The following is a 17,490-nucleotide window of genomic DNA, read 5'->3' as shown; positions in this document are numbered from 1 at the left end:
TATTATAAAGTTCTAAAAATATGATGTATTTTTCTATGATTAAAATCAGTTATTAAAACCATTTTATGGTAATATCGGTGAGTTTTTGTTTTAAACTTGTGTAAGGTGGGAATAAAAATTCTATTGAGCCTTTAATATGCTGCTTTAGAACTGAACGTTGATTTGAAAATTCTTGAAAACCGTAAAAACCATGACTTTTACCAATACCACTATTGTTTGTGCCCCCAAATGGAAGATAATGATTTGAATATTGTAACACATTATTATTGATACATGTGCTTCCTGCCCTCGTATTATTAATAATTTTGTTTACTACTTTTCTATTCTTACTATAAATGTATAATGCTAAAGGCCTTTCTTTTGAATTGACATAATTTATAGCTTCATCAACAGTTTTATAAGTTATAATTGGCAAAATAGGGCCAAATATCTCTTCTTGAGTTAAAGATGCTTTAGATGTTAAATTTGAAACTACAGTAGGTTCAATATAATTATCATTTTCGTTAAATTTCCCACCCAACTCAATTTTTACACCATTTTCTTCAGCATTTTTTAAATGATTTATTAGTCTATTAAAATGTCTTTTATTAACTATTCTACAGTAGGATTTTGATTTTGAAGGATTATTAGTATAAAATAATTGCAATTGTTTTTTAAGCTCTACTAAAAAATCATTTTTTATTTCTTCTTTAATAAGTATATAATCTGGTGCAATACAGGTTTGCCCATTATTTATGAATTTTCCCCAAGCTATTCTTTTTACTGCGGACACTAAATTAGCTGTTTCATCAATTATTGTGGGTGATTTACCACCTAATTCAAGTGTAATAGAAGTTAAATTTTCAGCTGCTGCTTTCATTACTACCTTACCAATAGCTGGTGATCCTGTAAAGAAAATATGATTGAAAGGTAATTTTAATAACTCTTGTGAAATTTTAACATCACCTTCAATTAAAGCAACTTCATTTTCAGGAAATAGCTCCTTAACAATACGAGACATAACTGATGAAATATTTGGAGTTAATTCTGAAGGTTTTATAATAACTGTATTACCTGCTGCTATTGCTGAAATTAATGGGCCAAAAGTTAAATTTAAAGGAAAATTCCAAGGTGAAATAATTAAACAAACTCCTTTAGGTTCATATTTAACCCAAGATGATGCGCCTACTAAGGCTAAAGGTGTTCCTACTCTATGTTTAGACATCCAAAATTTTAAATGTCTTTTCACATATTTAATTTCACTTGTTATGGGGTAAATTTCAGTTAAATCTGTTTCAAGAAACGGTTTTTTAAAATCGGCATAAATAGCTTTTCGTATAGCTTCTTTGTATGTGTTTTCTACTGCATTTTTTAAAGCATTTAATTTATTAATTCTTTGCTTATAAGACGAGTTTCCTATTTTAAATTGATTCTCTTTTTGCAAATAAAACAATGCTGAATATGCGTTCTTATCTATTCTAACTTTCATTTTCCTATATAATTACCTTTTTTATTTTACTATAAATCTAAGGTGATTAAGTTAGAATTAAAAATTTACAATGTTATATATTTAAGTCGTTCATTAAACCAACTCTTATTTTAAGACCATTTCATTTTTTGAAGACGAACAGCATTTAAAATGGCCAATAATGCTACCCCAACATCAGCAATTACAGCTTCCCACAAAGTTGCCATACCAAATGCCCCTAAAATTAATACCAATATTTTAACACCTAGAGCCAAAATAATATTTTGCCATATAATATTGGTAGTTGAATTACTTATTTTTATTGCTGTAGCTATTCTTGAAGGTTGGTCTGTTTGTATAACAACATCTGCTGTTTCTATAGCCGCATCACTACCTAAACCTCCCATTGCCATCCCTACATCTGCAATTGTAATAACAGGTGCATCATTAATACCATCTCCAATAAAAGCAATTATTCTACCTTCTTTTTTAAGTTTCTCAACTTCATTTATTTTATCTTCTGGTAATAGGCCTCCAATTGCTTCATCAATTCCTAATTGTTTTGCTATTTTATCTACCACAAGTTGTTTGTCTCCTGATAGCATTACCACTTTAGATATTTTTTTAATACTATGTAAAGCCGAGATTGCATTTTTAGCATCATCTTTTAGTGTGTCAGCTATAGTAATATAGCCCGCGTATACACCATTAATGGCTATAATTACAATAGTTTCGGTAATTTCTTTAAGTTTTTCACTATAAGGTATCTTAAATTTATCAAGCAATTTAGCATTTCCTGCTAAAATTTTGTAATTATTAACTTCCCCTTTTAATCCGTAACCCGAAATCTCTTCAACATTATATGATTCAAATCTATTGTCTGTAATATTTGCATATTTTACAATAGCATCTGCAATTGGATGTGTAGAATTAGCTTCTAATACAGCCGTTAAATTTACCAATAGTTCTTTATCAAAATTTTCAGAAACTATATTTTGAACTTCAAAAACACCTTTGGTTAATGTCCCTGTTTTATCCATAACAATGGTATCTACTTTTGTTAATAGTTCCAAAAAATTTGATCCTTTAAATAAGATACCATTATGAGATGCGGCTCCAATACCCCCAAAATATCCTAAAGGAATTGAAATTACCAAAGCACAAGGACAAGAAATAACTAAGAAAATTAAAGCTCTTTGAAACCACATTTGAAATACGTAGGCATCACCAAGAAAAAAATAAGGAATTATAACTAAAGCAATTGCTAACCAAAATACTATTGGTGTATAAACTTTTGCTAATCTACTAACTAATAATTGTGTTTTAGCTTTTCTACCTGTTGCTTCTTGAACAAGTTTTAAAATTTTAGAAAGTTTTGTGTCAGCATACTTCGTAGTTACTTTTATTTCTATTGGCGTATTAATATTAATCATACCGGCAAGTACTGTTTCTCCTTTTTTCTTATTGTCTGGAACAGATTCTCCTGTTAAAGCAGCTGTATTTAACGTCCCTAATTCAGAAACTAACACACCATCTAGTGCCACTTTTTCTCCAGGTTTAACCTGAATAATTTGACCTATTTTAACTTTATTTGGATGCTTAATTACTGGTATTCCTTTTTCTAAAACGGTAACCGCATCTACCTGTACTTTTAATAAAGCCTCTATGGAATTTTTTGCTTTATTTACAGCTGCTTCTTGAAATAATTCACCAACTACATAAAATAGCATTACCGCAACAGCTTCAGCATAGGAATTTATAAGAAAGGCTCCCAGTGTAGCAATGGTCATTAAAACAAATTCATTGTAAAAATCTCTACTAAGCATTAAAATTAATGCCTGAATAATGGTTTTTCCTCCAATAACAATATACAATACAAAAAACCAAATAAGAGAATCATCTTGATCAAAAAAGAGTAAATTATTATAATCTAGCAAAATTCCTATTATCAACAGCACAAAAACTATTGCTGAAATTACATATTCATGTCTAAATTTATTGAAATCTATTCTCTTTGTTTCTTGACTATAATCAACTGCGCAAGCTGAACCTTCTTTACAATCTTCACTCATTATTTCTAATTTTTATTTTCAAAATTATCAAAAGACACCATGCGATGGAAGTGCATTTGTTAATTGTTAATTCTAATATTTGTTGTTAATTATTCTATTTTTATACCCTTAAAATAAACTGAATAAATTGAATTTCAATTGTTTTATCTAAATCTGGTATTATTTTATTTAGCCCTATTATATCTGTATTAACATTCCCCATAGCGTTTAAGCGACATGAAAAAACAGATCCTTCTTCAATATGCTGAAGAGTTGTTTTAAGTATTACCTTAAACTTTTTATTTTGAAAAGCAACCGTTACTTCCCAATTAAAAATAAGAGGTTGATGGGGTTGAGACATAAAATCATCTGATGGAATTGTTCCCGAAAAATAGACCATTAGTGGTTGTTGTTGCTCTTTTAAATAATTTTTTAATTCTGGAATTTTACTAACTAAGCTTTTAAGGTCTAGCGTTCCTTTTATTTGTTTAGTTTTATAATCTAAAAATACTGAAAGCTTATGACTTTCTGCAATAACAGGCTTATCATTAACTCTTCCAACCATTTTTAAATGACCTTTTTTGGTCATATAAGTTGTTTGAGAATGTACCATTTGAAAGGATAGAACAATAACACAAATGAAAAGTATATTTTTTATAGTCACAATCATAGTTGTTGGTTTAAAGTAATGTTAGTTATTCCTGTTTTCTATTAATTCTTAGTTATTTTTTATTTATCTTTTTAATGTATTAAACTTACATAATAATCTACATAAAATTATTGGGCTTATTCTCTAAACAAAGTCCGGCTTGCTTAATTTCATTATCTAACAATTCTTCAAATTTACCATTATCACATAATGCAATTTCTAAATTATTTACTTTAGCAATAATTACACTATTTTTATTTTTAATTATTTGTTCTCTAACAGCCATACATTCGCCTATATGATATATTGCATCAGATTTTAACTCATTATAACTATTTACATTTTCAACACTTTTTACTATTTTATTATTATTCATTTTATTTACCTTTTTAAGTTCTACTTTTTTTAGCAACTATTGTAATTGTTTTGAGTTTTACTATTTAGTAATAATGTCTTTTATATACAAACATATTTAGTGCAACAAACCCTACCTCGTTTACTCTGTTTTTTTAACAAATTAGTGTTTTCAATTAATTGGTATAAACTATACGTATTACAAGGTTTTCACCTTATAGTTTATCAATTACCCTTTTTAATTTATCTCTTACTTGTGAAGCTACTTTTATTAATGCTTCATTTTCAATTGCGTTCATTGAAGCTGCAGGGTCTACTGCTGATACTTCAATTTTCCCAAGCTTTTTTTCTTGAACAATTACATTGCACGGAAGCATTGTACCAATTTTATCTTCAGTTTGTAATGCTTTATATGCAAAGGTAGGGTTGCAGGCTCCTAAAATTATATAATTATAAAATTCAACATCTAGTTTCTTCTTTAAAGTTGCTTTAATATCTATTTCTGTAAGTACTCCAAAACCTTCTGTTTTTAATACTTCTTTTACTTTTTCTATTGTTTGATTAAAATCTCCTGAAACAATTTTATTGAAATAATAGTCCATAATAATATTTGTTTAATTCTTTATTTTATACTTAATTTTTTTAATTTCAATTATAAAAATATTAAATTCTGTATTCTATTTTTTTTCTAATACCCTTTTTCTTTCTTCATATTCTTCTGTAGAAATTTCTCCTAAGGCATATTTACGCTTTAATATTTTTAAAGATGAATCTTTCTCCTTTTTACTATCTAAATATGCTTTTAGCATTAAATAGGCAATAACTAATATCGCCAACCAAAAGAACCACCAAATTCCATGTGAGACATAAAAATATTCTCTACTATCGCAATCATTCCACCACATAATTTTAAATTTTAATTTTTTAATAATATCTGCTTACAATTTAATAAATTGTTTTTTAATGTTGTTTTATTAAAACAATGGTTTATAATAATTTTTACTGAAATTTGTATTTAAAGTTAAGACTTAAAATAGTATTACTCATTTTCAAGTATTCTTTTTCTTTCTTCATACTCTTCAGTAGAGATGTTACCAGAGGCGTATTTACGTCTTAAAATTTCTAGTGAAGAATCTTTTTCTTTTTTATTAATCAAATATGGTTTTAAGACCAAAAAGATTACAATTAATGCGATGATCCAAAAGAGCCACCAAAATCCGTGCATTCCAAAATAATGCCAATTATTATTACATTCGTACCACATAATTTTTAATTTTTAGTTATTCTATTTTATAGGTTAAATAATTTATTTACCGATATTTTCAATATCGTTTATCTCATCATCCCCATACGGCATCCTCTTCTCATTCTGTTATTACTTTGATAGTTCGTTTTCAACGAACTTAAATAGGTATAAATATCTTCTTTATCTTCATTATCCATTGAAGCAAATGAAGGCATATAACAAGGCCCCATATTTAAAATTTGTTTAAATTGATAAATATTAACCCATTTATTAACCCCATTAAGCACAGGAGGTTTCATTCCCATTCCCAATTGATTTTGCATTTGATTTTGACCGTTTAAATTTTTGGGATTAGGTTGGTGACAACGTGCACAATTTGCTATAAAAAGGTTTTTTCCTTTTTCTACTGAAGAAATTTTTGTTGCAACGGCAGATGAAGTTGATTCACCATATAAAAATCCTACAATAGCATTTCTTTCTGAACTGGATAAATGTGAGAAATTAGGCATTATATTTCTTCCCGTTTGAAGTAGCTCGCCTATTTGATTTTTACTTAACTTTTGGTTAATGTTAACCAAAGAAGGAAAAGTTGGTAAATTCCCTTTTCGGTCTGTTCCATGACAAGCAGCGCAATTATTTTGAAATAACTCGCTTCCTGTAATATTTAACTCTTTTTTTTTAGGTTCATAATTGTTTAATGTAGATTTAGAGTTGTTGCCTTGAAAACCATAAGCAGACACAATTAATACGGCTAATAATAAACCGAAACCTATATTCATTTTTGTTTTCATAATTGTACTTATTATAATTAATATTCAATAAAAGTACATCAATATGTAATGCAACAGAAGTGCATATTTTCCTGTTCTTATATCTAATTGTATTTGTTTTTTATATAAAAATTAAATTGAGATGAATTGTATATTTTTATCTTAATTTTTAATTTTCATTTAATACAAAATCTGTTTTTGAGTACTCTATTTTTCTGGCAACAAACCCGGCCTCTTTAACCAATTTTTTTAACCTTTCTTCAGTTGGTTTTTTTTCAGAAATTGCTGTGAACGTTATAAACCCCCTATTTAAATCAATATGCAAATTTTTAACTCCTTCAATTCTCTTTATTTGTTTTTCCAAACCATAGGCACAAAAAGGACAGGCTAAACCATCTACCCAAATTTTTATATATGTTCCAGTTTGATTAAGTTTTTTTATTTTAACTTCTGCTTGAACAACTCCTAAATTTGATATTAAAAGCATAAGAACTATTATTTTTTTTACTATATTTTTCATGTTTTTAGATTTAAAAATGATATTCTAAAGTCACCACTGCGTTGGGCTTAAATTTCTTTATATTCTTCGTTTTGGCTATACCAAATTGAACACCTCCTTTTAGCATAATATTTCTATAACTAAATAAAAATCCTGGAGCTACAGCTAGGGTATTGCCATTCGTTTTATCAATTTCCACATTATTTAAACGTGATACTCCTCTATATTCACCATTCAACTCTACCAAAAGAACTAAATCTGGTTTTAAATAATCAGATTTTATGGGTCTAATACCTCCTACCAAATTATATTTCAAATTAGCGCCGGGTTGCACACCTAATTTTGCCTGTTGGTAGGTATAACTAATGTCTGAAAAATAATACCATTTACGAGATTCATATCCATTAGCAAGCCCTAGTGTATATGCCGTAACTTTATTTGAGTTGTATTGGGTTGTTGAAGGAAGTTTAACCGCTGCAATAGCTGTAAGTCTTTTTAATACTCCTGGTGACATTTTGCGCCAAAGAGCAAATTTGGTTTTTATTTTTACCCCTTGAATACTGGTTGCTGCATTATTATTAATTAAAGCATCAATACGTACTGTTAAATTTTGTGTAATTCCGTATCCATATCCTAACTCGTATTCCAATCTCCCTTGTCTTATAAATGTTCCTATTTCAATTGCATGAAGATGCTTAGGCAAGGTTTCTGGGCCTAACCCATAAATAGGTTCATGGGCAAATGAAATCATCGTGTTAATAAGCATAAGTATTAACAAAAATTTTCGTTTAATATCTACTATTTTATTCATAGTTAAATTCTATAGAGAATCCATAAATTTCATGAGTGGCAATGCTAAATAAGCCATAAAAAATCCTGTAAACAAAAGTACTGCCGATATCCATAAGATAATTTTCGACCAATATGAAGCAGTATCACAAGCAGATTCAACACCATTCACAGGAATTTCACAATTAACATTTTGTGATTTTTTTTTGTAAACCAACCAAAAGTTAAATCCAATTAACAGGGTAGCTATAAAAAATGTCCATTCTTTATACAAACTTAGTGTTCTTAAAAAAGGCAAATCAGAAATCAAACCTGCCATAACAGCTCCAAAGCCTAAAGTAACTAATAAGGCCGGTAATGCACAACACAAAAGAGTTGAGAATGATGTAAACAATGACAAAATGCTTGTTACATCAGTTTTTAAATTTTTCATTTTTTTAAAGTATTTTCTTTAGCAAAAGGCTTGTCACTAAATTCTATTTTTCCAGGTGTAAATCCTGCTTTTGTAATAATTAATGCTAACTCTTCTTTTAAAGGTTTTTCCTTTACTAACGTAGAGATATACGCCAATCCTTCTTTTAATTGAATCTGCACATCAGCAACACCTGATACTTTTTTCAATTCTTTTTCCATACCAAAAGCACAATTAGAACAAACCATCCCATTTATTTCAATTTTAATATATATGTGGCTTGTTTTACTTTGGGCATTTACGGTTCCTAATTGCCCAAAAAGGAAAATAGTTAGTATAAGTCCCAAAAAAGGTGTTGTTTTTAATAATTTTTTCATGTTAGTAGTTTTAAAATTTGTTAATAATTAGTTACCTATTCCTGCATTAATTAAATCTTCTTTAGTAATCTCAATATTTTTACAACAATCTAATAATATTCCATTTACAACAAGAGATGGAAGTCTTTTAATACTGTATTTCTTACAAATATTATTATAACTTCGTTCTGATAAATTGTAAATGGAAATATTACAATTGGCTCCAGCAGTCTCTTTAACTAACTGCACTACAGGTTCACAAATAGAACACCCTGCTGTAAAAATTTCAATATGATTTTTATTCATCAGTTCTACAATTTAAATTCTAGCACAAAGATGAATACGTATGGGAGGGGGTATGCAAATTATTTTACAACTTTTTTTCGTTGTATTGGTTTAAGCGATTTGCTATTAACTGAATTTCTTTAAGTTTATCGGTTAAATCTGTTAATGCAATAGTTGGAAATTCATTTTTTAGGTATTCTATTTTATCTTCGCTTCCACAATCTCCAGGACATGAATCAACGGCTTTAACAATACCTATGGCAAGCGCTTTTCTATATACTTCATCTAGCAATAAATAGTGTGCTTTTTGCAAACCCTTGTCAACAGATTTGAACTGAATATTAATTTGCTCAAGATCTTTACCTTCGTCAAGCATTTTCACTATTCCATTTATTTGTCCACTCAAAGTTTTAAGCCTATTTTTAATATCTAAAACTAAATCTGACGGCAATTTATTTACAGGTTTCTTCATTATAATTAATTAACTTAAAATGTAATTTTATTTTCAAATTACAACTTCTAATATTAATAATACTGCAATATTCTTAACTAAGCAAATTATTCATTACACTTATTACAAATTCCTGTAACAGTTAAACTAATGTCATCTGCCAAAAAACCATCAGGTAAATTTATGTAAGGAATTTTATTCTCTGGAAAACAAATAGTTTCATTACAAATTTTACAATGAAAATGGACATGTAAATCATTTTCAATTTCGCAATGGCAATTTTCTTCACACAAGGCATATTTAGTTACCCCTGTACCATCATCAATCTTATGAGCAATTTCGCTCTTCACAAAAGTTTTTAACGTACGGTATAAGGTTGTTCTATCAGATTTATCAAAATAGTTTTCTAAATCAGTTAAACTCATTGCTGCTTTTTCTGTTAAAAGAAATTGTAAAACCAACAGTCGCATTGCTGTTGGTTTTACATTATGCTTGTCTAAAATTTTTTCTAGATTAAGATTCATGTCAAAAATCTATTTTTTTTATTGATTTACATGTTTTTATTCTATATACATCTTTTATATTAGAAATGTAAATAATTCCATCTGCTGGATAAGGTGTAGAAGCGTTTTTACAAATTATTTCAATGGCACTTTCTGCTTCTTCATCTTGGCACACTAACTCTAATTTAATCATTTTACTATCTGCAAAATGAAATTTTAACGAAGGTAAGGAATCTTCTCGTTTATAAGTACCTGTTCCTTCACATTCTAATAGCGTGACACTTTCAAAGCCATTTTCTTTAAGTCCTTCAACTACTTTTTCTAATTTATTTGGTTTTATATATGCTTTAATTTCTTTCATTTTTATAAATTTAATGTTATTATTTAATGTTCATGCTCTTCAAACTCACCTTTATTTAATTCTGCGTTAACATAGTAGGCTCCTTTAGTAACAAACACAATATCTTTTGGCTTTTTATTAATAAAAACTACTTCTGAAAAACCTAAATCTGAAACCCCTCTATTTATTTGAACCTTTTCAAATGTAATATGCTGTTTATTTGTTTCTTTTTGAACAAAAACATAATCTAACCCTTTTTCAGTAATAAAAGCGCCATTTGGAAGTGCTCTAACTTCCTTGCTTTTTGTTATAATTCTTGCTTCAACAAACATCCCTGTTAACAAACCTTTATGCGTTCCCATAATTTTTGCATGTACTTTTACAGCTCTTGTATTCATATCAAAAGCGCTACCCAAAGCAAAAATTTCGGCTTCATAAATTTTATCGGGTCTGGTTGTTAAAGCAAATGTAATTTTTTGCCCTACTTTGGCTTTGTCAATATCTTTTTCAAAAACTTTCAATCCAATATGCAAGTGTTCGTTATCAATAATCTCAAACATTTCTTGCTCTGGTGCTACAAATTTCCCAATATTAATGGCTATACTTTGAACGTATCCTTTAATTGGTGAAACTATTGGTATTGAAGACCTAATTTGACCGTTCTCTAATGTTGAAATATTTACACCTATCACTTGTAACATTGATTTAGTAGCATTTAGCGTAGATTTACCATCTTTAAATGCTGCTTCTGCTTGCTGGAAAGATTTTCGAGAAGTAATACCGTCTTTTAACAATTCTTTTTTACGTAAATAATCTTTTTCCAAAAATGAAAAATTACTTTTTGCTATTAAATATTCACGCTGCATGGTAATAAATTTAGGATTATTTAATTGAGCTATTATTTGTCCCTTTTTTACATAATCTCCTTCAATTACAGCCACACTTTCTACGCGACCTCCTACAATTGCACTTACACTTGCCCTTTTTTGAGGTGGTAATTCTAATTGTCCATTTACTTTTAATGTAGCTCCTAAATTTACTTGTTTGGTAGTGCCCAACTCAATATCCATAACTTCTAACTGTTTTTGTTGTAGTGTTACAATATTTGTGGTTTCTTCATGCTCACTACTTTCTTGGTTAGTTTCTTCGTTTTGTTGAGTTGTTTTATTTTGGCAACTCGCTAAAAAAACAAGAAGTAAAAATACGCTGCTAATTTTTATTATATATTTCATCTGATTATTTTTAATATTTATTAAATGCCAAAGACATTCTGTTGTTTTAATTAAATTTTCCTGTTAAATAATTTATTTTAATTACTGTTTGATTGTACAAATTAAGTTTACTTAAATAATCTGTTTTAATTTGTACGGCTTGTTCCAAAGATGTTATATATTCAACATAACCTACTTCACCCTCTTTGTAAGCCTTATTAGCCGATAAAAATAACGTATCAGCTAATTGTAAACCTTTAGTTTCATAATACAATAATGACGCCTTATATTTTTCATAGTCTTGTAAATTTGTTTTTAAAACTGAGTAAATATCTAATTTAGTTTGCTCATAATTCATTTGAGCAATTTCACTATTTTTTTTAGCTGCCTGTGTTTTTCCTTTTTGAGACCAAAAGAATACTGGTATTTTTAAACCTAACTGAAATCCTGTGAAATTTTTAACCCCATCAATTTGTTGATTGAAATATCCTGCAGATAAATCTGGCAAAAATTTAGATTTCTCTAGTTTATGTTGCCTTTTTGAAATGGTAACAACTTGTTCTTGCAATTTTAAAATAGGGTTCTCATCCTCTAACTCTTCAATTAAGTTAAAAGGTATTTTTTGTAAGTTCTTATCTAAAATAGTTATATAATTAGTACTATTTAGCAACAATTGTAGTTGCTTTCTTAAATTTTCTATATCTAAATTAGCTTCTGATTTTAATAAACGTACTTCTTCTCGTTTACTCTCTGCCGCTATTTTTTCAATTAAGTTTGTTTCACCAGATTCAAATCTTTTTTGGGCAATAATCGCAAAATTTTCAAACTCTTTTTCTAATGTTGAAATTAATGTGAATTTATTTTTCGCATACCATAATTGCATATAAATAGCTCGTACATTTCGTTCTAAAATATTTTTCTTTAGTGTTAATGAAGCTTCACTTAAAACAATTTTCTCTTTTTGTAATTTTGATTGTATTCCATAAACTGTTGGAAATTTAAAATCCTGAGAGATATTTAATTGATAATCTGTTTGTACAGAATTTAACTGACCTTTTGAATAGGAAACAGTAGTTTTATCTAAATCAAAAGCTGATTTTTTAAGACTTTCTTGTTTTTCAATTTCTAAATTAGCAGCTTTTATAGTTGGGTTGTTTTCAAAAGCAATACTTACCGCTTTTTCTACAGTCAGGTTTTTAGTTTGCTCTTGCGCCCTAGCGGAATTTAATCCAGCAAAAGAGAAAAAACCCAACATTAAAATAGTTATTATTGACTTATTTATTTTATTCGTTTGTTTTCCTTTTCTTTTTTGCGAACTACTTTCAACTAAATAATACAATACAGGAACTACTAATAATGTTAAAAAAGTTGATGAAATTAAACCACCAATAACAACTGTTGCTAAAGGCCTTTGTACTTCAGCTCCTGCTGATGCAGAGATTGCCATTGGCATGAAACCCATTATAGCTGCAACCGCTGTTAATAAAATAGGACGTAATCGCTCTTCTGTTGCTAGTAAAATACGGTCTTTTATATTTGTCATTCCTTCTAATTTTAAACTATTAAATCGACTCACTAACACCAATCCGTTTAAAACAGCCACACCAAACAACACTACAAAACCAACACCTGCTGAAATACTGAAAGGCATGCCTCTAACTGCTAAAAAGTAAATCCCTCCAATTGCTGCCAATGGTACTGCCATATATATCATGGTAGCTTGTTTAAATGAGTTTAAGGCAAAATACAACAGTATAAATATTAAAAATAGAGCAATAGGCACCACAATTGTTAGGCGTTCTTTTGCGCGTTTTAAATTTTCGAAAGACCCTCCATATTCAATAAAATAACCATCGGGTAAATCTAGCTCAGCATCTAATTTTTGTTGCACTTCTTCTACCATAGATTCTACATCTCGTCCTCTTACGTTAACACCAACAGATACTCTTCGGTAGGTATTGTCTCTTGAAATTTGCATTGGTCCAGGACCGTAGCTAATATCTGCCAATTCTTTAAGCGGAATTTGAGAGCTTTCATTGGGTAAATCGACAAATAAGTTTTTTAAATCATCCATACTTTGTCTATAAGCACTCGAAAAACGAACTACCAAATCAAAACGTTTTTCTCCTTCAAAAATAATTCCTGCATTAGCTCCTGCAAATGCAGCACTCACATATTGATTTAATTTGCTAATAGATAAACCGTATTTAGCCAATTTTTCTCGCTGATAATTTACTGTGATTTGTGGTAAACCTTCCGTAGCTTCAGCACGTACATCAGCTGCCCCTTTAACGGTTTTAATAATTTTTGCCATCTCCTCAGCTTTAGTTGCCAAAACATTCAAATCATTTCCATATAATTTTATAGCTACATCTTCTCTCACACCGGTAAGTAATTCATTAAAGCGTAATTCAACTGGCTGGGTGAATATAAAATTGACCCCTACAATTATTTTTAACTTATTTTGCATTTTTTCAATCAGTGCTTCTTTAGTTTTTGCCGAAGTCCATTTATCCATATCTTTTTCTAAAATGATAAAGCTATCAACGATATCCATTGGCATTGGGTCTGTTGGAATTTCTGCAACACCAATACGGCCAACCATGGTTTTAACTTCAGGGAAATTAGAAGTTATAATGTTTTCAACTTCTTCAGAAATTTTAATAGATTCAGATAAAGAACTCCCTGGCTTCATAATAATTTGCATGGCAATATCTCCTTCGTCTAATTTTGGGATAAATTCTCCACCCATTTTAGAAAATACAACACCTGCAATAATAAATAACAATACTGCAACAGCTATTACTGCTTTTTTAAATTTTAAAGCACCCTCTATTAATGGTTTATAGACTTTAAAAATACTTGACATCATTTTATTACTTAGTTTTGTTAACCAATCTTCAATCTTTGTAAACCAAGTTCTTTTTTCTTGTGAAGTTGGTTTCATAAATAATGATGCCATTACAGGCACATAGGTTAAACACAATAATAATGCTCCTAAAACTGCAAACCCAAAAGTAAATGCCATGGGTCTAAACATTTTACCTTCAACACCAGTTAAAAATAATATGGGTGTAAATACAATTAAAATAATAAGTTGGCCGAAAAATGCCGAATTCATCATCATACTACTTGATTTGTAGCTTAATTCATCCATTTCCTGCGCTGTGAAATTGCCTTTATTCTTTTTAATTCGCTGTTCTATATGATGTACGGTACCTTCAACAATAATTACGGCTCCATCAACTATAATCCCAAAATCTATGGCTCCTAAACTCATTAAATTAGCCCAAACGCCTGTTGCTTTCATTAAAATAAATGCAAATAATAAAGATAACGGGATGATGGATGCTGTAAGTAATCCTCCACGTAAACTACCCAGTAATAAAACCAATACAAATACTACAATTAAAGCTCCTTCAATTAAATTTTTTGAGACGGTACTTGTGGTACGTGCAATTAAATCACTTCTATCTAAAAATGGTTTTATTTCAAGCCCTTCAGGTAATGATTTTTGAATATTGGCAATACGTTTTTGTACATTTTTAATGACCTCATTAGGGTTTTCACCTTTTAACATAAGCACCTGACCTCCTACAGATTCTTGCCCATCTTCAGTAAAAGCCCCATAACGAACAGCTGATCCAAAACGAACAGCATCTGCAACATCTTTAATTAAAATAGGGGTGTTTTCATTGTTTTCAATAACAATATTTTTAATATCATCTATTGATCTTGCCAACCCCTCTCCACGAATAAAATTAGCTTGATGATTTTTTTCGATATAGGCACCTCCTGTATTGGAATTATTATTTTCTAGTGCTTCAAAAACTTCACTAATGCTAATTCCCATACTATTTAATTTATTGGGATTTAGAGCAACTTCATATTGCTTCACATTTCCTCCAAAAGAGTTTATTTCTACAACGCCTGGCACCAAAGCCATTTGCCGCTTTACAATCCAATCTTGAATGGTTCTTAAATCAGAGGGTGAATACTTATGTTCAAATCCTTTTTTTGGCACCAATGAATATTGGTAAATTTCACCCAAACCTGTAGCAATTGGAGCCATAAAAGGTTTTCCAAAACCCGCTGGGATATCTTCTTGTATCTCGGTTAATTTTTCTTGCACTAATTGCCGTGGTAAATAGGTGCCCATTTCATCTTTAAATACAATGGTTACAACTGAAAGCCCAAAACGAGATACAGAACGTAATTCTGTAACGCTAGGTAAGTTGGCTACTGCTAATTCTATAGGATAAGTTACAAACTGTTCTATATCTTCCGTTCCTAAATTTGGTGCAACGGTAATTACTTGTACTTGGTTATTTGTAATATCGGGTACTGATCCCAATTTTACAGTCATCATTGAATATGTACCTGCACCAATAAGTACAAGGATAAATAAGCCAATAATGAATTTATTGTTAATGGAAAAACGAATGATTTTATTGATCATTTTTAAAAGTTTAAATTGTTATAAATAGATAATTCCTAAAAAAATAGGAGGTATTTAAATCTGTTTTTATAACTTAAACTCTTGGTGGCTGATAAATTTTAGAAAAATAATTATTAGCAAAAGAAGTGTTACTAAAAGTACACAATTCTTTTACAGCTATTTTAGTTTGAAGAACTTCATCATAAATAGGTTGCTCTGTAAAAAAACTAGCACAACAAACGCAAGAACAAAAAGGAGAACATAAATCAAATGTATTGTGATTGACATCATCAGAACTTTGAGAAATTGACATCTCCTGTTGTTTATCATTAATAAATACATCATCACACGGTATTGCAGTTAAAACAACCGTATAAATTGATAATATGATGACTATTAATTTCATAAACAGGTCAAAAATAAGAAAATATTAAATGCAATTGGGTTGCATTTGTTAAAATTACAAGAAATTAAGTATTTATTTTACTTTTATCTATACATTATTAATGGAAATACCTCTCCTTTAATAAAATTACTCCTGTTATCTGGCAATTCCAAAAAGGCATCGGCATCTACTAAATTCACCAAATCTGCAGATCCTCTTCCCTTAACAGGTGTTGCATATATGTTACCATTAATTTGGGTGATTTTAACTTGTAAGAAATAGGTTAAATTTGGTTTAAAATAAAAATCTTCATTTAAAATTGCTTCATTTTGGTTCTCAAAATTTAGACCTACAGATTTGTAATACCACGAATAAAAATATTTTAAGCAACTTACAAAAGTTGAAACTGGATTCCCAGGGAAAGCAAAAACAGTTTTGAATCCTTTTTTGCCAAACCAAAATGGTTTTCCTGGTCGCTGCTGTACTCTATGAAATAATTTTTGAACACCTAATTTATCTAAAACATCAGGAATATAATCAAATTTCCCTTTAGAAACCGCACCGCTAAACAATAACACATCATACTCATTTAAAAATCTCTCAATTTTACTCAATAGTAAATTTTTATCATCTGGAATATGTGCTGTTTCAGTTTTAATTTTTAATTTATCTAAAAGTGAAACCAACGTAAAAACATTGCTTCTTCTAATTTGATGTTCGGCAGGATTTTCAGAGACATCAACTAATTCATTTCCTGTTGAAATTATCATTACTTTTGGTTGCTTGGCAACTGTAACTATTGTTTTTCCAACAGTTGCAAAAACACCTACTTCAGCTGAAGATATTTTAGTGTTTTTAGGTATTAAAACGTCCCCTTTTTTTCTATCCAATCCTTTTAAATGAACATTTTTATTTTTTTTAATTTCATCTGTATTTACCGTAGCAACCTTATTTTCAATAGTTAATAATTCATATTGAATAACCACATCTGTATTCATTGGAAGCATAGCTCCTGTCATGGCCTCAACACAGTTTGTTGAATTTTGCAATGTTAATTGTTTACTTCCTGCAGCCTGAACTCCTTCAATTTTAAATACTCGTTGCCCTTTGCTAAATGCTTCAAATGCTATTGCAATTCCGTCCATACTTACTCTATTGAATGGAGGGAAATCTCTATCTGCAATAATATCTTCTTTTAAAACCCTTCCTACTGAATCTAAAAAATTAACCTCTTCAGTTCCAAAATTTTCAGAAGTATTTAAAATAATTTTTAACGCTTCACTAACTGTGCTTAAATTCATATT

The 17,490-nt window shown here is 29.3% G+C and carries 20 protein-coding genes; all 20 read right to left on the bottom strand.

Annotated features, from left to right (window positions below; all coding sequences use genetic code 11):
- Positions 1 to 52: 52 nt before the first annotated feature.
- Positions 53 to 1,468, bottom strand: a complete 1,416-nt coding sequence (locus Lupro_RS11175) for an aldehyde dehydrogenase family protein (RefSeq protein WP_068210258.1) — start codon at positions 1,466 to 1,468, stop codon at positions 53 to 55.
- A gap of 110 nt (positions 1,469 to 1,578) precedes the next feature.
- On the bottom strand, positions 1,579 to 3,519 hold the full coding sequence (locus Lupro_RS11170; RefSeq protein ID WP_068210242.1) for a heavy metal translocating P-type ATPase: 1,941 nt from the start codon (positions 3,517 to 3,519) through the stop codon (positions 1,579 to 1,581).
- Positions 3,520 to 3,619: 100 nt separating this feature from the next.
- Positions 3,620 to 4,168 carry a hypothetical protein gene (locus Lupro_RS11165; protein WP_144439142.1) on the bottom strand — a complete coding sequence of 183 codons (549 nt, stop codon included), beginning with the start codon at positions 4,166 to 4,168 and terminating at the stop codon, positions 3,620 to 3,622.
- 97 nt (positions 4,169 to 4,265) lie between these two features.
- On the bottom strand, positions 4,266 to 4,523 hold the full coding sequence (locus tag Lupro_RS11160) for a hypothetical protein (RefSeq protein ID WP_068210237.1): 258 nt from the start codon (positions 4,521 to 4,523) through the stop codon (positions 4,266 to 4,268).
- A gap of 193 nt (positions 4,524 to 4,716) precedes the next feature.
- Positions 4,717 to 5,103 (bottom strand): DUF302 domain-containing protein, encoded by a 387-nt coding sequence (locus Lupro_RS11155; protein ID WP_068210235.1) that lies wholly within the window; start codon positions 5,101 to 5,103, stop codon positions 4,717 to 4,719.
- A gap of 75 nt (positions 5,104 to 5,178) precedes the next feature.
- A complete protein-coding gene (locus Lupro_RS13755; protein WP_068210232.1) occupies positions 5,179 to 5,406 on the bottom strand; it encodes an SHOCT domain-containing protein in 228 nt (75 codons plus the stop codon).
- Positions 5,407 to 5,540: 134 nt separating this feature from the next.
- On the bottom strand, positions 5,541 to 5,765 hold the full coding sequence (locus Lupro_RS11145) for an SHOCT domain-containing protein (protein ID WP_068210229.1): 225 nt from the start codon (positions 5,763 to 5,765) through the stop codon (positions 5,541 to 5,543).
- A 68-nt stretch (positions 5,766 to 5,833) separates the two neighbouring features.
- Positions 5,834 to 6,538 (bottom strand): c-type cytochrome, encoded by a 705-nt coding sequence (locus Lupro_RS11140; protein ID WP_068210226.1) that lies wholly within the window; start codon positions 6,536 to 6,538, stop codon positions 5,834 to 5,836.
- Positions 6,539 to 6,686: 148 nt separating this feature from the next.
- Positions 6,687 to 7,037, bottom strand: a complete 351-nt coding sequence (locus tag Lupro_RS11135; RefSeq protein WP_068210224.1) for a heavy-metal-associated domain-containing protein — start codon at positions 7,035 to 7,037, stop codon at positions 6,687 to 6,689.
- A 10-nt stretch (positions 7,038 to 7,047) separates the two neighbouring features.
- Positions 7,048 to 7,827, bottom strand: coding sequence for a hypothetical protein (locus Lupro_RS11130; protein ID WP_144439141.1), 780 nt, complete (start codon positions 7,825 to 7,827; stop codon positions 7,048 to 7,050).
- Between the two features lie 9 nt (positions 7,828 to 7,836).
- Entirely contained in the window at positions 7,837 to 8,238 is a 402-nt protein-coding gene (locus Lupro_RS11125) for a hypothetical protein (protein WP_068210220.1), read from the bottom strand.
- Positions 8,235 to 8,594, bottom strand: coding sequence for a heavy-metal-associated domain-containing protein (locus Lupro_RS11120; protein WP_068210218.1), 360 nt, complete (start codon positions 8,592 to 8,594; stop codon positions 8,235 to 8,237). The genes Lupro_RS11125 and Lupro_RS11120 overlap by 4 nt, the downstream gene beginning before the upstream one ends.
- A 27-nt stretch (positions 8,595 to 8,621) precedes the next feature.
- A complete protein-coding gene (locus Lupro_RS11115) occupies positions 8,622 to 8,879 on the bottom strand; it encodes a thioredoxin family protein (RefSeq protein ID WP_068210216.1) in 258 nt (85 codons plus the stop codon).
- Between the two features lie 64 nt (positions 8,880 to 8,943).
- A complete protein-coding gene (locus tag Lupro_RS11110) occupies positions 8,944 to 9,330 on the bottom strand; it encodes a metal-sensing transcriptional repressor (RefSeq protein WP_068210214.1) in 387 nt (128 codons plus the stop codon).
- Positions 9,331 to 9,416: 86 nt separating this feature from the next.
- Positions 9,417 to 9,833 (bottom strand): Fur family transcriptional regulator, encoded by a 417-nt coding sequence (locus Lupro_RS11105; RefSeq protein ID WP_068210211.1) that lies wholly within the window; start codon positions 9,831 to 9,833, stop codon positions 9,417 to 9,419.
- A 1-nt stretch (position 9,834) separates the two neighbouring features.
- Positions 9,835 to 10,173: a P-II family nitrogen regulator gene (locus Lupro_RS11100; protein WP_068210203.1), complete on the bottom strand. Its 339-nt coding sequence runs from the start codon at positions 10,171 to 10,173 to the stop codon at positions 9,835 to 9,837.
- A 23-nt stretch (positions 10,174 to 10,196) separates the two neighbouring features.
- Positions 10,197 to 11,384, bottom strand: coding sequence for an efflux RND transporter periplasmic adaptor subunit (locus tag Lupro_RS11095; RefSeq protein ID WP_068210200.1), 1,188 nt, complete (start codon positions 11,382 to 11,384; stop codon positions 10,197 to 10,199).
- Positions 11,385 to 11,430: 46 nt separating this feature from the next.
- Positions 11,431 to 15,822 carry a CusA/CzcA family heavy metal efflux RND transporter gene (locus tag Lupro_RS11090; protein ID WP_068210197.1) on the bottom strand — a complete coding sequence of 1,464 codons (4,392 nt, stop codon included), beginning with the start codon at positions 15,820 to 15,822 and terminating at the stop codon, positions 11,431 to 11,433.
- A 73-nt stretch (positions 15,823 to 15,895) separates the two neighbouring features.
- The gene (locus tag Lupro_RS11085) at positions 15,896 to 16,207 is read right to left on the bottom strand and encodes a DUF6660 family protein (protein ID WP_068210195.1); all 312 of its coding nucleotides are present in this window, start codon (positions 16,205 to 16,207) and stop codon (positions 15,896 to 15,898) included.
- 83 nt (positions 16,208 to 16,290) lie between these two features.
- Entirely contained in the window at positions 16,291 to 17,487 is a 1,197-nt protein-coding gene (locus Lupro_RS11080) for a molybdopterin molybdotransferase MoeA (protein WP_068210192.1), read from the bottom strand.
- Positions 17,488 to 17,490 lie beyond the last annotated feature (3 nt).

Source organism: Lutibacter profundi, from assembly GCF_001543325.1.
Classification (GTDB): domain Bacteria; phylum Bacteroidota; class Bacteroidia; order Flavobacteriales; family Flavobacteriaceae; genus Lutibacter; species Lutibacter profundi.
The sequence above is the reverse complement of the archived record's forward strand: the minus strand, read 5'-3'. Positions and strand labels throughout refer to the sequence as shown.

Bases quoted from the DNA above. Each gene is read 5' to 3' on its own strand.
- Lupro_RS11175 (WP_068210258.1), bottom strand. From the start codon at position 1,468: ATGAAAGTTAGAATAGATAAGAACGCATATTCAGCATTGTTTTATTTG.
- Lupro_RS11170 (WP_068210242.1), bottom strand. From the start codon at position 3,519: ATGAGTGAAGATTGTAAAGAAGGTTCAGCTTGCGCAGTTGATTATAGT.
- Lupro_RS11165 (WP_144439142.1), bottom strand. From the start codon at position 4,168: ATGATTGTGACTATAAAAAATATACTTTTCATTTGTGTTATTGTTCTA.
- Lupro_RS11160 (WP_068210237.1), bottom strand. From the start codon at position 4,523: ATGAATAATAATAAAATAGTAAAAAGTGTTGAAAATGTAAATAGTTAT.
- Lupro_RS11155 (WP_068210235.1), bottom strand. From the start codon at position 5,103: ATGGACTATTATTTCAATAAAATTGTTTCAGGAGATTTTAATCAAACA.
- Lupro_RS13755 (WP_068210232.1), bottom strand. From the start codon at position 5,406: ATGTGGTGGAATGATTGCGATAGTAGAGAATATTTTTATGTCTCACAT.
- Lupro_RS11145 (WP_068210229.1), bottom strand. From the start codon at position 5,765: ATGTGGTACGAATGTAATAATAATTGGCATTATTTTGGAATGCACGGA.
- Lupro_RS11140 (WP_068210226.1), bottom strand. From the start codon at position 6,538: ATGAAAACAAAAATGAATATAGGTTTCGGTTTATTATTAGCCGTATTA.
- Lupro_RS11135 (WP_068210224.1), bottom strand. From the start codon at position 7,037: ATGAAAAATATAGTAAAAAAAATAATAGTTCTTATGCTTTTAATATCA.
- Lupro_RS11130 (WP_144439141.1), bottom strand. From the start codon at position 7,827: ATGAATAAAATAGTAGATATTAAACGAAAATTTTTGTTAATACTTATG.
- Lupro_RS11125 (WP_068210220.1), bottom strand. From the start codon at position 8,238: ATGAAAAATTTAAAAACTGATGTAACAAGCATTTTGTCATTGTTTACA.
- Lupro_RS11120 (WP_068210218.1), bottom strand. From the start codon at position 8,594: ATGAAAAAATTATTAAAAACAACACCTTTTTTGGGACTTATACTAACT.
- Lupro_RS11115 (WP_068210216.1), bottom strand. From the start codon at position 8,879: ATGAATAAAAATCATATTGAAATTTTTACAGCAGGGTGTTCTATTTGT.
- Lupro_RS11110 (WP_068210214.1), bottom strand. From the start codon at position 9,330: ATGAAGAAACCTGTAAATAAATTGCCGTCAGATTTAGTTTTAGATATT.
- Lupro_RS11105 (WP_068210211.1), bottom strand. From the start codon at position 9,833: ATGAATCTTAATCTAGAAAAAATTTTAGACAAGCATAATGTAAAACCA.
- Lupro_RS11100 (WP_068210203.1), bottom strand. From the start codon at position 10,173: ATGAAAGAAATTAAAGCATATATAAAACCAAATAAATTAGAAAAAGTA.
- Lupro_RS11095 (WP_068210200.1), bottom strand. From the start codon at position 11,384: ATGAAATATATAATAAAAATTAGCAGCGTATTTTTACTTCTTGTTTTT.
- Lupro_RS11090 (WP_068210197.1), bottom strand. From the start codon at position 15,822: ATGATCAATAAAATCATTCGTTTTTCCATTAACAATAAATTCATTATT.
- Lupro_RS11085 (WP_068210195.1), bottom strand. From the start codon at position 16,207: ATGAAATTAATAGTCATCATATTATCAATTTATACGGTTGTTTTAACT.
- Lupro_RS11080 (WP_068210192.1), bottom strand. From the start codon at position 17,487: ATGAATTTAAGCACAGTTAGTGAAGCGTTAAAAATTATTTTAAATACT.